The following is a 13,587-nucleotide window of genomic DNA, read 5'->3' as shown; positions in this document are numbered from 1 at the left end:
GTGATGCTGAACCCAGGCAATGTTGAGATCTTCCAACAAGATTCGCCACGACACCCCGTCGACAGCAAGATGGTGAATCATCAACACCAGCTGGCTCGTCGAGGTCACCCACAACGCGCTGAGCATCGAACCAGCAGCCGGGTTCAACCGCGACCGCGCCTCGACCATCGCGGCATCAGAGAAGCTGTGCACCGATTGCAGGCAACCGCGCGCATCCACTGCCCCCGCCTCGGGCACGTTCAACGAAAGGCCGCCCGCGCCGTCGTCGTCGACGAGGAGCCGCAACATGGCGTGGCGATCCAACAGCGCCTGCAAAACCGTCACGACGGCGTCCGCGGTCACTTCTGAGGGGGCCTGCACCACCAGGGTCTGGTTGAACTCGTCGACCGGGCCATCGACGTCGTGCAACCAACCCATGATCGGGCTGGCCGCCACCCGCCCGATCCCCTCATCGACGGGACCCCCCTCACCGTCGACCACACCGGCCACCCGGGCGAGCCCGGCCACGGTCTGCTCGACGAAAATGTCACGCGGCCGGCACAACACGCCCGCTGCCCGAGCCCGCGCCACCACCTGCATCGACAAGATGCTGTCGCCGCCGAGGTCGAAGAACGAATCGTCGACCCCAACCCGCTCGACACCCAGAACCTGTGCGAAGACGCCTGCCAGGATCTCCTCGACAGCATTCGTCGGAGGGCGGTACCGCTCGCCGTCACGATATTCAGGCGCAGGCAGAGCGCGCGTGTCCAACTTGCCGTTGAGCGTCAACGGCAGCGCGTCCAGCACCACCACCATCGCCGGAACCATGTAGGCGGGCAGTCGATCAGCCAACGCACTGCGCACCTCGGCGGGGTCGGCGGACCCGGTGAGGTAACCGACGAGTCGTTTGTCGCCCGGGCGGTCCTCACGCACGATCACCGCCGCCTGGTCGACCTTGTCGAGCGCGGCGAGCGCGGCCTGAACTTCACCGAGTTCGATGCGATAACCGCGGATCTTCACCTGCTTGTCGGCACGGCCCAGATACTGCAGCTGACCGTCCTCTGCCCACCGCACGACATCTCCGGTGCGATACATCCGCGACCCCGACGAGCCGAACGGGCATGCCACAAACCGCGTCGACGTCAGATCGCAACGTCGCCAATACCCCATACCCACACCATGACCGGCCACATACAACTCACCGACCACTCCCACCGGCACCTGCCGCATGCAGTCGTCCAGCACGAAGAAGGCGAGGTGATCCAGCGGCACCCCTATGGGACTGGAGTTGCCGACGATGTCCGCCTCGCCGATCTCCCGGAACGAGGCGTGCACGGTCGTCTCGGTGATGCCGTACATGTTGATCATGCGCGGCAGTCCCGGATGGCTGTACAGCCACGTCGAAAGGCGCTGCGGCTCAAGGGCTTCCCCGCCGAAGACCACCGTCTGAAGCTTCAGCTGCTGTCCCAGCTCCGGCTGAAGCGCATCAGCGGTCTGCAGCGCATAGAACGCCGACGGCGTCTGGCTCAGGACACTGACCTGCTCGGTGACCAACAGCGCGTGCAGATCCTCCGGCGAGCGAACGACCGAATCCGGCACGATCACCAACCGACCGCCGTAAAGGAGCGCGCCCCAGATCTCCCAGACCGAGTAGTCGAAAGCCAACGAATGGCACTGCGTCCACACCTGTCCCAGCGCCAGCTCGGCGTCCAGTGGCTCAAGCAGCTGGGCGACATTGGCGTGGGTGACCGCAACGCCCTTGGGGGTTCCGGTCGTGCCGGAGGTGTAGATGATGTAGGCGACGTCGTCAGCCGCGGGCACCGGCAACGCGACGCTGGGCTGGTCCGTGACGTCGGGGTCGTTGATATCGATGACGGGCACGCCGAACGGCTCCAGCCGCGACCGCAGATCCGCCGTGGTGATCGCGACGATCGGCGCGGCGTCGCCGAGCATGAATTCCATACGGGTGTCGGGATGCCCGGGGTCGATGGGCAGATACGCCGCACCGGTCTTGAGCACCGCCAGGATCGCCACGATCGCGTCGATCGAACGTGGAAACAGCAGCGCCACGCGCTCACCGGGACGTGCACCGTTGGCGGCCAACAGGTTCGCCAACCGATCGGCGGCCTCGTCGAGTTCGCGGTACGTCAGGTGATGACCGTCGAACGTCAGCGCCGCCGCTTCGGGCGCGCGGGTCACTTGGGCTGCGAACATCGCCGGAATCGATTGAACCGTCGGCACGGGCTGCGTCAACATCGCCCGGTTGCCCCACGCATCGAGCTGGCCGAATTCGCCGGTATCGAGCACATCGATCGACGACAACAGCCGCTCAGGATCAGTGGCCATGGCCGCGAGCAGGTGCTCCAGGCGTCGCGCCAGATCCGACACCTCGAAGTTCGAAAATGGCTGTCCTGCACCGGCGGTGCTGAGAATGAGTTGATCACTGGAGCCCAGGAAGACCAGCTCGAAGTGACGCACAGGGCCGAGGTTGGTATATGTCGCCGTCGCCGGCGCACCGGCGAAGTCCAGAGTGAGCCGCGCCGGGATGAAGTTGATCGCTACCCGATCAGCAGAGGCGCCGTCACGCTCGAGCGTACGAACCGGAAACCGTTGATGCTTCAACAGGTTTCGGATACGGGCGTCGACATCACGACAGAAGTCGGCAACGGTCACATCCGGCGATGTCTTCAACGCCAGCGGCACAACCCCGGTGAGCATTCCGGGCAGCGTCTTCGACTCGGGGCTGACTCGCCTGCTGACCGGGAAGTCGAGCGTCACGTCCGAGCCGTTGGCGCTCCAGCCACGCACCAGAAGTGCACTGGCCGCCGTGATCACCGAATAGCGACGGACGCGCAGAATCTTCGAAAGATTCTTTGATTGGCCGACGACGGACGGGTTCAGTTGGACCTGCTCAGCGGGGGCGAAGGGATCGCGCCCATTTGTCGTCTGAGCCTGCGGATACTGCGTTCCGCTCTCCGATGGAAGGTTGCTGCTCCAGTACGCCTGATCGTCGAGAAAGTCCTGGGACGCTTCGTATTCGGACTCGCAGTCGAGCAAGTCTTGGAGCGAGCCGAAGTAGGCAGGCGGGACGGGTTGGCCGGAAACAATCGCGGAGTAGATGCTTGCGACTCGACGGCTGACCAGCGCCATGCCCGTTCCGTCCATGGCTATGTGGTGGCAGCAGGCGAACAGGAAGAACTCATCGAGAGCGGTCTGGAAAAGCACGAACTTGAAGAGCGGGCCGCTGAACGACATGGGTATGCGCTGAATCGACGACGATATTTCGTGGACCTTCGCCACCGGATCGTCGAAACCGATCAGATCGTAGAAATCCACCTCGACTTCCGGATAGTCGACGGCTTGTTGACGAACGCGACCACCGACCTCGGCGAAGGCGGTTCTGCCCGGTTCGGCTTCCGCCACCACCAGACGTACTGCCCGCTGCAGGGCGTCGCGATCGACCTTGCCTGCGATTCTTCCCAGAAGACCGAGCTGCCACTCCGTCCCGGCCAGACCCAGTTCCTGTGCGAGAAAAATGTCCAACTGGCCACGCGTCAGCGGTCGCCCCCCGACCTCAGGATCCATCCACAACCCCTTAACCCTTCGACGGCCAAACGCCACCAGCCGCGGCCCGCTACTGCCCCTGTGCGGACCCCTCGGCTCCTAATCGATCGAGTTTCATGCGCCGCGGTCCAAGCGCGCGGGCAATCTACTCCTCCGTAAATTACCTGCCCGACCGCCAGTCCGCTGGACCGACGTGAATCTCGCCGTGGGCAATATTCCCCGAGTTGACGACGATGCGCGGCGCGGCGCGCAGGCATGTGCCGGCGGTGCTCGCGCCACCGATCGACCGAAAGCGCGGCAAAGAGGACGGACCCCAATTTGATCATTAGTAATGCTGATGTCGATGAAGAATCTTTAGATGTACTGATGCTGACGGGGTGGCTACCGTCGCCGATATGAACTCCCCGCTGGTCGTCGGTTTCCTCGCTTCTCTGACGCTGATCGTCGCCATCGGCGCGCAGAACGCGTTCGTCCTGCGCCAGGGCATTCGCGGCGAGCATGTGTTGGCGGTGGTGGCGGTGTGCGCTGTCTCCGACATCGTGCTCATCACCGCGGGAATCGCAGGCATCGGAGCCCTGATCTCCGCGCATCCGGGAGCCCTCGACATCGCCAGGTTCGGCGGCGCGGCGTTCCTGATCGGCTATGGGCTGCTCGCGGCGCGGCGCGCCTGGCATCCGTCCACGCTGACCCCGTCGGATACCGGCCCCGCACGACTTCTCGAGGTGCTGGTCACCTGCCTCGCGCTGACGTGGCTCAACCCGCATGTGTACCTCGACACCGTGGTCCTGCTCGGCACACTCGCCAACGAACACAGCGACCAGCGGTGGTTCTTCGGCGTCGGTGCGGTGACGGCCAGCGTGGTGTGGTTCGTCAGCCTCGGACTCGGTGCGCGTCGACTTTCCGGATTGTTCGCCACCCCGGTCACCTGGCGCATCCTCGACGGTCTGATCGCCGTGACAATGATCGGACTCGGCGTGTCGCTGGCCGTGGCCTGAGACAATTCACCCATGGGGGCAGGGGAATCAGAGCTTGGGCTGCGGGACCGGAAGAAGATCCAGACCCGTGACACGATTCTGCGCGAGTCCACGCGACTCTTCGAGGCCAACGGCTACGCCAACACGACCGTCGAGCAGATCGCCGAGGCCGCCGAGATAGCGCCGAGCACGTTCTTCCGCTACTTCCCGAGCAAAGAGTCGCTGGTGATGGCCAACGAAGTAGACAAGGTGATGATCGAGGCGCTGGCATCGCAGCCCGCCGACGTCCCATCGTTGGAGGCGTTTCGGCGCGCGCTCGAGTTCACTCTTGCCACCGTTTCCTCAGACGAGTGGCAGGTCGAACGCAAACGCCTCCAGATCGTGCTCGCGGTGCCGGAGCTCAAGGCCGCCCAACTCGACGGGTACCACCGCACGATCGCACAGCTCGCCGAGGCGGAGAGTCGCCGTACCGGCCGCGACCCCAACGACTTCGAGTCACGCGTTTTCATCGGCGCGCTGGCCGGCGGACTGATGGCGGCCCTGGGCGGTCACCAGTCCGGCCTGGTGAAACGGATGTACCGCACCCTCGACTTCATCGAAGCTGGTATGCCTCTCTAGATGAGGGGACAACAGAAATCCGTGTTCATCACCGGCGCCGCAGCCGGGATCGGGAGGGCGACCGCCCTGACGTTCGCGCGGCGGGGATTCACCGTCGGTGGCTACGACATCGACGAAGTCGGGCTCAAGACACTCGCCGACGAAATCGATCGACTCGGCGCGACAGGGTCGAATGTCGCCGGCCGAGCGGCTCCGGCGATAGTCGGCCACCTCGACGTCACCGATTCGGACGAGATGGCGCAGCGGGTCGGCGAGTTCGCGAATGCCGCGGGCGGCCGACTCGACGTGATGATCAACAACGCGGGCATCCTGCGGGCAGGCCGGTTCGAGGAGATGGACATCGCGGGCCATCTAAAGGAGATCGACATCAACGCCAAAGGTGTGGTGAACGGTCTGTACGCCGCGTTTCCCTATCTGAGATCCACGCCGAAGGCCGTCGTCGTCAACCTGTCGTCCGCGTCGGCGATCTACGGTCAGGCCGAACTCGCGAACTACAGCGCGACCAAGTTCTTCGTCCGCGGCATCACCGAGGCGCTGGACCTCGAGTGGGAGCGGTACGGCATCCGGGTGATCGCGATGTGGCCGCTCTACGTTCAGACGGCGATGACCGAAAATCTCGCGACCGGAACCACCGAATCCCTCGGTATTCGGCTGACAGCGCAGGAGATCGCCGACGCGATCGTGGCCGCGACCGAGCCGTCGAAGCTGCGGCGCGCCATCCACCAGGTGCACTTTCCGGTCGGCTCGCAGAGCAAGGTGCTGGCCACCGGCTCCCGATTCTCGCCCGGGTGGCTCACCCGGCTGGTCAACAAGAGATTGGCGCACTCCTGATGTTCAAGATGACTGTCGAAGACGTCTTCGCCATCCGCAATCGCGGCGTGGTCGCGACCGGTCGCGTCGAGAGCGGGACGCTGCGCGTCGGTGACACCGTGCACATCAACGGCGGCCCCGGCGTCACCGTCTCCGCCATCGAGAAGTTCCGCAAACAGCTGGACGAGGCCACAACCGGTGACAACGTCGGCGTGCTGATGAAGGGAATCGAGCGAGAACAGCTCAACCGCGGCGACGTCCTCACCTCCTCATCGTCGGGTTCGTCGTCCGCGTCGTACGGCGAGGCGCCCCCGCTCTAATCGATTCGCGCTGAGCACAACCGGTGACGTCTGGGCACCGGCTGGCTACGTTCCTGCGCATGAACGAGGATTGGCTCGCCGTCATCGCCGGCCTGGCTCTGCTGGCTCTTGTACTCGTCGGAGCGATCCCCGGCAGCGTGGTCCCGTGACCGAACAGGCCACCACCGAGAACCGCGAAAGAGCCCGCGACCGCGGCGTCGGCTATGCGGTCGCCGGAGTACTCGTCGTCATCGCGCTTGGTGCCGCGACCCGATTCCTGGAGCAGGAGGTTCCGCAGTGGGCGGCGGGCACTCCATTCGCGAAGGTCGCCAAGTCCATCGAATTCCCCATCTACGCAATCATTTTGGGGCTGATCGGTAATTTCATCCTGTCCAAACTGACTCTGCGTGACGCGCTCTCGCGGGGGTTTCGCACAGAGTTCTTCATCAAGACAGGACTGGTGCTTCTCGGTGCGTCGATCAACCTGAAGGTGCTTGTCACCGCCGCCGGACCAGCGATCATCCAGGCGTTGCTGTTGATCACCATCGTGTTTGGATTCACGTGGTGGCTCGGCGGAGTGCTCAAGCTGGAGGACAAACTGCGGGCGCTACTGGCGTCGGCCGTATCGATCTGCGGCGTGAGTGCGGCCATCGCGGCCGCGGGTGCGGTGCAGGCCAAGAAGGAGCAGCTGGCCTACGCCGCATCTCTGGTGATCGCCTTCGCGCTTCCGTCGATCTTCCTACTCCCTTGGCTCGCAGACGTTCTCAACCTGTCCGACGCCGTCGCCGGTGCATGGATCGGCGGCAATATCGACACCACCGCGGCCGTTGCCGCCGCAGGAGCAATCGCGGGTGAGGACGCCCTGCAGATCGCCACCATCGTGAAGACGACCCAGAACGCCCTGATCGGCGTCGTTGCGATCGCGTTGACCGCGTACTTCGCGTTCAAGGTCGAGCGCAAGTCCGCCGACACACCGTCGCTGCGACAGTTCTGGGAGCGCTTCCCGAAATTCGTGCTCGGCTTCATCGCCGCGTCGGTCATCGGCACGCTGTTTCTGCAGTGGGGCGGCGACAAGTCGGCGATCACGACCGTCAACGACCTGCGCACCTGGTTCCTGATCTTCGCGTTCGTCGCGATCGGCCTCGAGTTCTCGCTCAAGGGCCTCAAGGAAGCCGGTTGGCGACCCGTCGCGCTGTTCGCCTCGGCGACGGTCGTCAACATCGTCGTCGCGCTGGGCCTGGCCGTCCTATTGTTCGGCAGTTTCGAGGTGAGTTAGCTACGCTCGCCGAGTGCCTGCTTCGTTGTCCCGGAGGGGTTTCCTCGCGTTGACGGCCGGGGCGGCGGCGACCGTTGCCGCATGCTCGTCGAAGAAGCCGGGCGAAGTCGCCGACGACGGGTCCGTCACGGTCAAGCATGTGTTCGGCGAGACCAAGGTCCCCGCACCGCCCAAGCGGGTCGTCAGTGCGGGCCTCACCGGACAGGACGACCTGCTGGCCGTCGGCGTCATACCGATCGCGGTGACGGACTGGTTCGGCGGCGAGCCGTTCGCGGTATGGCCTTGGGCGCAGCCGAAACTCGGCGGTGCGCAACCCGTCGTGCTCAATCTCGTCGACGGCGTCCCGGTGGACCAGATCGCAACGCTTCGGCCCGATCTGATCGTCGCCACCAACGCCGGCCTCGACCAGGACACCTACAACAAGCTGGCGGCGATCGCCCCGACGATCGCGCAGTCCGGCCAGGACGCGTTCTTCGAACCGTGGAAGGACCAGGCGAACGCCATCGGGCAGGCGGTGTTCAAACACGACGAGATGCAGTCGCTCATCACCGCCGTCGATGAGAAGTTCGCCACCGCGGGCAAGGACAACGCGCAGTTCGCAGGCAAGAAGGCGCTGCTGCTGGAAGGCACCCTGGGCCCGGATGGTCCTGTCGTGATGTCCCCCGGTTGGCGCAGCGAATTCCTCACGCAGATGGGAATGGCCGTCGCCGACGGCGTCGATGCAGCCGATGTGCTGATCTGGGCCACCGAAAGCGACGAACAGCGGGCCGCGCTGCTGGCCGACCCGAAGATCAATCGGCGGCGCAACGCGTTCACCGACAAGGACCTCGCGGGCGCGATCGCGTTCGCCTCGCCGCTGTCGTATCCGCTGGTGGCAGACCGGCTGCCGGCGCTCATCGCCAGGGCGATCGCCTGACAAGATGTCCGGGTGACCGACACCAGCACCGAGTCCGAAAACAGAGGTTTTGCGACCACGGGATCGGCCTACTATCCGGCGTTGGTCGCGATCTTCACCGGACTGGTGCTGATTTCGAACGTGTCGGCCACCAAGGGCATCGCGTTCGGGCCGATCATCGGCGACTGGTCTCTGATCACCGACGGCGGGTTCATCGTCTTCCCGATGACGTACGTGATCGGCGACGTGCTGTCGGAGGTGTACGGCTTCAAAGCCACCCGGCGAGCGATCTACATCGCCTTCGTGATGGAGGCCATCGCGGCATTCACCTTCTGGCTCACCGCCTACCTTCCCGCGGCGGACTTCTATACCAACCAGGCGGCGTTCGAGGCCGTCGTCAAACCGTTCACGCAGTTGATCATCGCCGGGCTGGCCGGATTCATCGTCGGACAGACGCTCAATGCGTGGGTGGTGGTGAAGATCAAGGCCCGCACCAAAGAGAAGCATCTCTGGGCCCGGCTGATCGGATCCACCATCGTCGGCGAATTCGCGGACACCGTCGTGTTCTGCGCCATCGCCGCAGGCGCGATCGGCATCACGACGTGGCGGGACTTCCTCACGTACGTGGCGCTGGGCTGGGTGTACAAGACGCTCGTCGAGATCGTCGTGCTGCCGGTGACGTATCGGGTCATCGCGTACATCAAGCGTCGCGAGCCCACGTATCAACCCGCCGTGTGAGGCGTCGTTAAGGCTCCTCTGGCAAGGTTCGAAGAGCATCCCAAGAGCAGGAATAATGCTGGCTACTCGCGGGTAATTTGATGCCATGAGCGTGACAGCGGATCTGATGGACGCCAACACGAAAGGCGCGGATCCCATGATGATCCGTGACTACGGGGACCATGCCCTGCTACTGGAGTTCGACAGCACCGACGAAGTCCTGGCGTGGTCGGCAGCGATCACCGACGCCGAGTTGCTCGGTGTGCTCGACATCGTCGCGGGGTCTCGTACCGTGCTGATCAAACTGGAAGATGCCCGGTATCAGGCCCCCACCCGGCAGCGACTGGGCAAGCTGCGCGTCACATCCGACGCGGGCCCGGACGGGGCTGTGCCCGACGATGCGCGCGCCGACGTCGAGATCGAGGTTGTCTACGACGGACCCGATCTCGACGAAGTCGCCCGGCTCACCGGGTTGAGCGCCGACCAGGTCGTCGCCGTACACACCGGGACGCTGTGGCGCGTCGGATTCGGCGGTTTCGCGCCGGGGTTCGCGTATCTGGTCGGAGGTGACGGCCGACTCGAGGTGCCGCGGCGGGCCGAGCCGCGGACCAAGGTCCCCGCGGGATCTGTGGGCCTCGCAGGCGAATTCAGCGGCGTGTACCCGCGCGAGTCACCCGGCGGCTGGCAGCTGATCGGGCGCATCTCCGAGAACCAGGCGGCGTTGTGGGACGTCGACCGTGAGCCACCGGCGTTGTTGACCCCGGGCATGTGGGTGCAGTTCCGGGCGGTTGGTCAGGAGGGGGAGTCATGACCACTCTGGAAATCCTGCGTGCGGGTCCACTGTCGCTGATCGAGGATCTCGGCCGGCCCGGCCTGGCCCACATGGGCGTGAGCCGCTCGGGTGCCGCCGATCGCCGCGCGCACACCTTGGCGAACCGGCTGGTCGCCAACCCCGGCGAGTTCGCCACGATCGAGGTGACGTTCGGTGGCCTGACGGCGCGGGTGCGAGGCGGCGACAAGAAGGGTGTCGCGATCGCCGTCACCGGGGCCGACACCGATCCGGCGATCAACGGGATTCCGTTCGGCACGAACAGCATTCACTACGCCCATGACGGTGAAGTGATCACGCTCGGCGCACCACATTCAGGGTTGCGGACCTATCTGGCGGTACGCGGCGGCATCGACGTCGAGCCGGTGCTCGGGTCCCGGTCCTATGACGTCATGTCGGCGATCGGGCCGCTGCCGCTCTCGTCCGGCGACGTCCTGCCGATCGGCGAGCACAGCGACGAGTTCCCCGAGTTGGATCAGGCGCCGGTCGCCGCGATCGAGGACGACGCCCTCGAGTTGATGGTGGTGCCGGGACCTCGCGACGACTGGTTCACCGACCCGGATGTGCTGGTCCGCACCAACTGGCAGGCCACCAACAAGAGCGACCGCGTCGGGATGCGGCTCGTCGGGATGCCCCTGGAGTACCGCTGGCCCGACCGCCAGCTCCCCAGCGAGGGCGCGACCCGCGGGGCAATTCAGGTGCCGCCGAACGGTTTTCCGGTGATCTTGGGCCCGGACCACCCGGTCACGGGCGGGTACCCGGTGATCGGCGTGGTCGCCGACGACGACATCGACCGCGTCGCCCAGATAAGGCCCGGGCAGACCGTACGCATGCACTGGTCACGTCCGCGCCGCCCATCCCACTGAGCCGAGGGGCCGAACGTTCCTTACCGCCCGAAAGAATCCGAGCGGTAAGGAACGTTCGCACGGCAGCGGATTCCTGGTAGAAACGGCAGTGTGCACGCGCACAGCTTCAGCGCCTCTCACGTACGTGAGGAATCGTTTCCTCGCGTCCACAGCGCCCGCCTGATCCACACCTCCGATCTCGACAACGAGACCCGCGAGGATGCGCGCCGGATGGTCATCGACGCGTTCGCCGGAGAATTCACCGACGTCGACTGGGAACATTCGCTCGGCGGTATGCACGCGCTGATCTTCGACCACGGGGCTCTGATCGCGCACGCCGCGGTGGTGCAGCGCCGTCTGCTCTATCGGGACACCGCATTGCGCTGCGGCTACATCGAGGGTGTAGCCGTTCGGGAAGACCGTCGGGGACAAGGCCTTGCGAGCGCGGTGATGGACGCCGCGGAACAGGTGTTGCGCGGCGCGTATCAACTCGGTGCGCTCAGCGCATCCGAGGCGGGCCGGCCCATCTACGTCGCCCGCGGCTGGCTGCCGTGGCAGGGGCCGACGTCGGTGCTGGCGCCCGACGGGCTATCACGGACTCCCGACGACGACAACGGCCTCTTCGTTTTGCCCGTCGGCCTCGAGTTGGACACCACCGCCGAAATCACCTGCGATTGGCGCGACGGCGACGTCTGGTAGCTCACACAACCGTCGCCCACCGCGTGAGCGGAAGTTCACGGCGGGGTCACGGCGCAGCACTCTCGGGCAATAGAGCATCTCTAACCTGGTGTTATGGAATGCCGACGAGCGTTGACACGTCCAGGCAATGGCGAAGTAATCACTTGGAAACATGCGCTGAATACACAGGTGACATGAGTGAGCCTGACTGGGCACCGCTCACCGGCTTCCGGGTGGCGGTGACGTCCGCTCGGCGTGCCGAGGAACTGACCACGCTGCTGGAACGCCGCGGGGCCACCGTGACCAGCGCGGCGGCGATCACCATGGTGCCGCTTCCGGACGATGACGCGCTGCGCACGCACACGGAGGCACTGATCGCTGTGCCCCCCGACATCGTGATCGCGACCACGGGCATCGGATTCCGCGGCTGGGTTGCGGCGGCCGACGGCTGGGGGCTGGCCAACGATCTGATCGCGGCGCTGGGCAAGGCGCGCATCGTGTCGCGCGGCCCCAAGGCGACCGGAGCGCTGCGGGCTGCGGGGCTGCCCGAGGAATGGTCCCCCGAGTCCGAGTCGTCCCGTGAGCTTCTGCACTACCTCGTCGAGGGCGGCATCACCGGGCAGCGCATCGCGGTGCAACTGCACGGTGCCACCGAGGACTGGGATCCCTACCCGGAGTTCCTCGACGAACTGCGCGCGGCGGGCGCCGAAGTGGTGCCGATCCGTGTCTACCGCTGGCGCCCACCGCCTTACAACGGTGACTTCGATCAACTCGTCGCCGGCATCGCTGAGGAGAAATTCGATGCGGTGAGCTTCACCTCCGCGCCTGCGGTCGCGTCGGTCCTGATGCGCGCGGCGGAGATGGGCATCGAGGACCGGGTGCTCTCGGCCCTGCGCACCAGCGTGCACGCCATGTGCGTGGGCCCCGTGACCGCCCGCCCGCTGGTGCGACTGGGTGTGCCGACGTCCGCACCGGAACGAATGAGGCTGGGCGCGTTGGCGCGTCACATCACCGATGAACTTCCGCTGCTGTGCGCGCGAACATCCCGGGTCGCCGGTCATGTGCTCGAGATCCGCGGTACGTGTGTGCTCGTCGACGGCGTGGTGAAGGCGGTGTCCCCCGCGGGGATGGCGACGATCCGGGCGCTCGCGCATCAGCCCGGTGCAGTGGTGTCGCGCAATGCGCTGCTCGCTGCGCTACCCGGCAGTGGCACCGACACGCATGCCGTCGAGACGGCGGTGCTGCGGCTCCGAACGGCGCTGGGGGACAAGAACATCGTGTCGACCGTGGTCAAGCGGGGTTATCGGTTGGCCGTCGATGAGGACATGGCGCACGCACTATGAGCCTCCCGGCGGCACACGTCCTGGTGGCGCACGGCACTCGCAAGCAGTCCGGCGTCGCACTGATCGGCGATCTGGCGCAACGCGTCTCCGCGTCGCTGGGAACCAAGGTTCACGTCGCGTTCGTCGATGTTCTCGGTCCGACGCCGAGCGAGGTATTACGCGGTCTCGACGCACCGGCAGTCGTCGTACCCGCGTTTCTTTCACGCGGCTACCACGTCAATGCCGATATCCCCGCGCATGTGGCGGCGAGCGGCCATCCCGACGTCGTCATCACCGAGGCCCTCGGCCCGAGTCCGCAGGTGGCCCGCACAGTTGCCGACCGTCTCATCCAAAGCGATTGGCGCCCAGGCGACTCCGTGATCCTGGCGGCCGCGGGCACGTCGGATCCGGCCGCCCGCAGCGACCTGCACAAGATGGCAGCGTGGGTGTCCGCGCTCACCAGCTCACGCGTCGAGTTGGCGTTCGCCGCTACCGGCGAGCCTCATGTGGCGGACGCGGTCGCTGAACTCCGCGGGCGCGGAGCCCGGCGCGTGGTGGTGGCGTCATACCTGTTGGCGGATGGCCTTTTTCAGGATCGGCTACGCCACAGCGGCGCGGACACCGTAACCGATCCGCTGGGGTCGCATCCCGCGATGGTGCGGCTGATCGCGAACCGGTTTCACCGCGCCCGCGTGGCGGTGTCTGTGTAGCAGGATCTTTGACTTGGGAAGAGCAGGGGTGACTCGGCGTTTGTCGCGACTGCCCCAGGGGTACGTCCGAC

The 13,587-nt window shown here is 65.7% G+C and carries 13 protein-coding genes; 12 read left to right on the top strand and 1 reads right to left on the bottom strand.

Translation table 11 applies throughout. The annotated features are described in order from the left end of the window. Positions 1-3,564 (bottom strand): non-ribosomal peptide synthetase (locus AB4Z42_RS27275; protein ID WP_442012370.1); only part of this gene is annotated, 3,564 nt, incomplete at its 3' end. Between the two features lie 374 nt (positions 3,565-3,938). Here AB4Z42_RS27275 and lysE point away from each other — a divergent pair. From lysE to AB4Z42_RS27215, 12 genes are all read left to right on the top strand, one after another. Further along, a complete protein-coding gene (lysE, locus tag AB4Z42_RS27270) occupies positions 3,939-4,538 on the top strand; it encodes an L-lysine exporter (RefSeq protein WP_442012369.1) in 600 nt (199 codons plus the stop codon). Positions 4,539-4,550: 12 nt separating this feature from the next. Then, positions 4,551-5,135: a TetR family transcriptional regulator gene (locus AB4Z42_RS27265; RefSeq protein WP_442012368.1), complete on the top strand. Its 585-nt coding sequence runs from the start codon at positions 4,551-4,553 to the stop codon at positions 5,133-5,135. Beyond that, on the top strand, positions 5,136-5,966 hold the full coding sequence (locus AB4Z42_RS27260) for an SDR family oxidoreductase (protein ID WP_442012367.1): 831 nt from the start codon (positions 5,136-5,138) through the stop codon (positions 5,964-5,966). Further along, positions 5,966-6,265: an EF-Tu/IF-2/RF-3 family GTPase gene (locus AB4Z42_RS27255; protein ID WP_442012366.1), complete on the top strand. Its 300-nt coding sequence runs from the start codon at positions 5,966-5,968 to the stop codon at positions 6,263-6,265. Before AB4Z42_RS27260 ends, AB4Z42_RS27255 begins: the two co-directional genes overlap by 1 nt. Positions 6,266-6,410: 145 nt before the next feature. Then, positions 6,411-7,520, top strand: a complete 1,110-nt coding sequence (locus AB4Z42_RS27250; RefSeq protein WP_442012365.1) for a YeiH family protein — start codon at positions 6,411-6,413, stop codon at positions 7,518-7,520. 13 nt (positions 7,521-7,533) lie between these two features. After that, positions 7,534-8,436 carry an ABC transporter substrate-binding protein gene (locus tag AB4Z42_RS27245; protein ID WP_442012364.1) on the top strand — a complete coding sequence of 301 codons (903 nt, stop codon included), beginning with the start codon at positions 7,534-7,536 and terminating at the stop codon, positions 8,434-8,436. A gap of 12 nt (positions 8,437-8,448) precedes the next feature. Next, positions 8,449-9,153 (top strand): queuosine precursor transporter, encoded by a 705-nt coding sequence (locus AB4Z42_RS27240; RefSeq protein WP_442012363.1) that lies wholly within the window; start codon positions 8,449-8,451, stop codon positions 9,151-9,153. An 85-nt stretch (positions 9,154-9,238) separates the two neighbouring features. After that, positions 9,239-9,943 (top strand): 5-oxoprolinase subunit B family protein, encoded by a 705-nt coding sequence (locus AB4Z42_RS27235; RefSeq protein WP_442012362.1) that lies wholly within the window; start codon positions 9,239-9,241, stop codon positions 9,941-9,943. Further along, complete coding sequence (locus AB4Z42_RS27230) at positions 9,940-10,827, top strand: 5-oxoprolinase/urea amidolyase family protein (protein WP_442012361.1); 888 nt, start codon at positions 9,940-9,942, stop codon at positions 10,825-10,827. The genes AB4Z42_RS27235 and AB4Z42_RS27230 overlap by 4 nt, the downstream gene beginning before the upstream one ends. 90 nt (positions 10,828-10,917) lie before the next feature. Continuing rightward, complete coding sequence (locus AB4Z42_RS27225; RefSeq protein ID WP_442012360.1) at positions 10,918-11,505, top strand: GNAT family N-acetyltransferase; 588 nt, start codon at positions 10,918-10,920, stop codon at positions 11,503-11,505. Between the two features lie 173 nt (positions 11,506-11,678). Then, positions 11,679-12,827 (top strand): uroporphyrinogen-III synthase, encoded by a 1,149-nt coding sequence (locus tag AB4Z42_RS27220; protein WP_442012359.1) that lies wholly within the window; start codon positions 11,679-11,681, stop codon positions 12,825-12,827. Next, positions 12,824-13,516 carry a sirohydrochlorin chelatase gene (locus AB4Z42_RS27215; protein WP_442012358.1) on the top strand — a complete coding sequence of 231 codons (693 nt, stop codon included), beginning with the start codon at positions 12,824-12,826 and terminating at the stop codon, positions 13,514-13,516. The genes AB4Z42_RS27220 and AB4Z42_RS27215 overlap by 4 nt, the downstream gene beginning before the upstream one ends. Positions 13,517-13,587 lie beyond the last annotated feature (71 nt).

Source organism: Mycobacterium sp. 2YAF39 (genome assembly GCF_052114565.1).
Classification (GTDB): domain Bacteria; phylum Actinomycetota; class Actinomycetes; order Mycobacteriales; family Mycobacteriaceae; genus Mycobacterium.
Note: the sequence above shows the minus strand (reverse complement) of the source record. Positions and strands in the feature narration are given on the sequence as shown.

What these genes read in the sequence shown, in the direction of transcription:
- AB4Z42_RS27230 (WP_442012361.1), top strand. Translation starts at nt 9,940, where the DNA reads ATGACCACTCTGGAAATCCTGCGTGCGGGTCCACTGTCGCTGATCGAG.
- AB4Z42_RS27235 (WP_442012362.1), top strand. Translation starts at nt 9,239, where the DNA reads ATGAGCGTGACAGCGGATCTGATGGACGCCAACACGAAAGGCGCGGAT.
- AB4Z42_RS27265 (WP_442012368.1), top strand. Translation starts at nt 4,551, where the DNA reads ATGGGGGCAGGGGAATCAGAGCTTGGGCTGCGGGACCGGAAGAAGATC.
- AB4Z42_RS27255 (WP_442012366.1), top strand. Translation starts at nt 5,966, where the DNA reads ATGTTCAAGATGACTGTCGAAGACGTCTTCGCCATCCGCAATCGCGGC.
- AB4Z42_RS27260 (WP_442012367.1), top strand. Translation starts at nt 5,136, where the DNA reads ATGAGGGGACAACAGAAATCCGTGTTCATCACCGGCGCCGCAGCCGGG.
- lysE (WP_442012369.1), top strand. Translation starts at nt 3,939, where the DNA reads ATGAACTCCCCGCTGGTCGTCGGTTTCCTCGCTTCTCTGACGCTGATC.
- AB4Z42_RS27220 (WP_442012359.1), top strand. Translation starts at nt 11,679, where the DNA reads ATGAGTGAGCCTGACTGGGCACCGCTCACCGGCTTCCGGGTGGCGGTG.
- AB4Z42_RS27215 (WP_442012358.1), top strand. Translation starts at nt 12,824, where the DNA reads ATGAGCCTCCCGGCGGCACACGTCCTGGTGGCGCACGGCACTCGCAAG.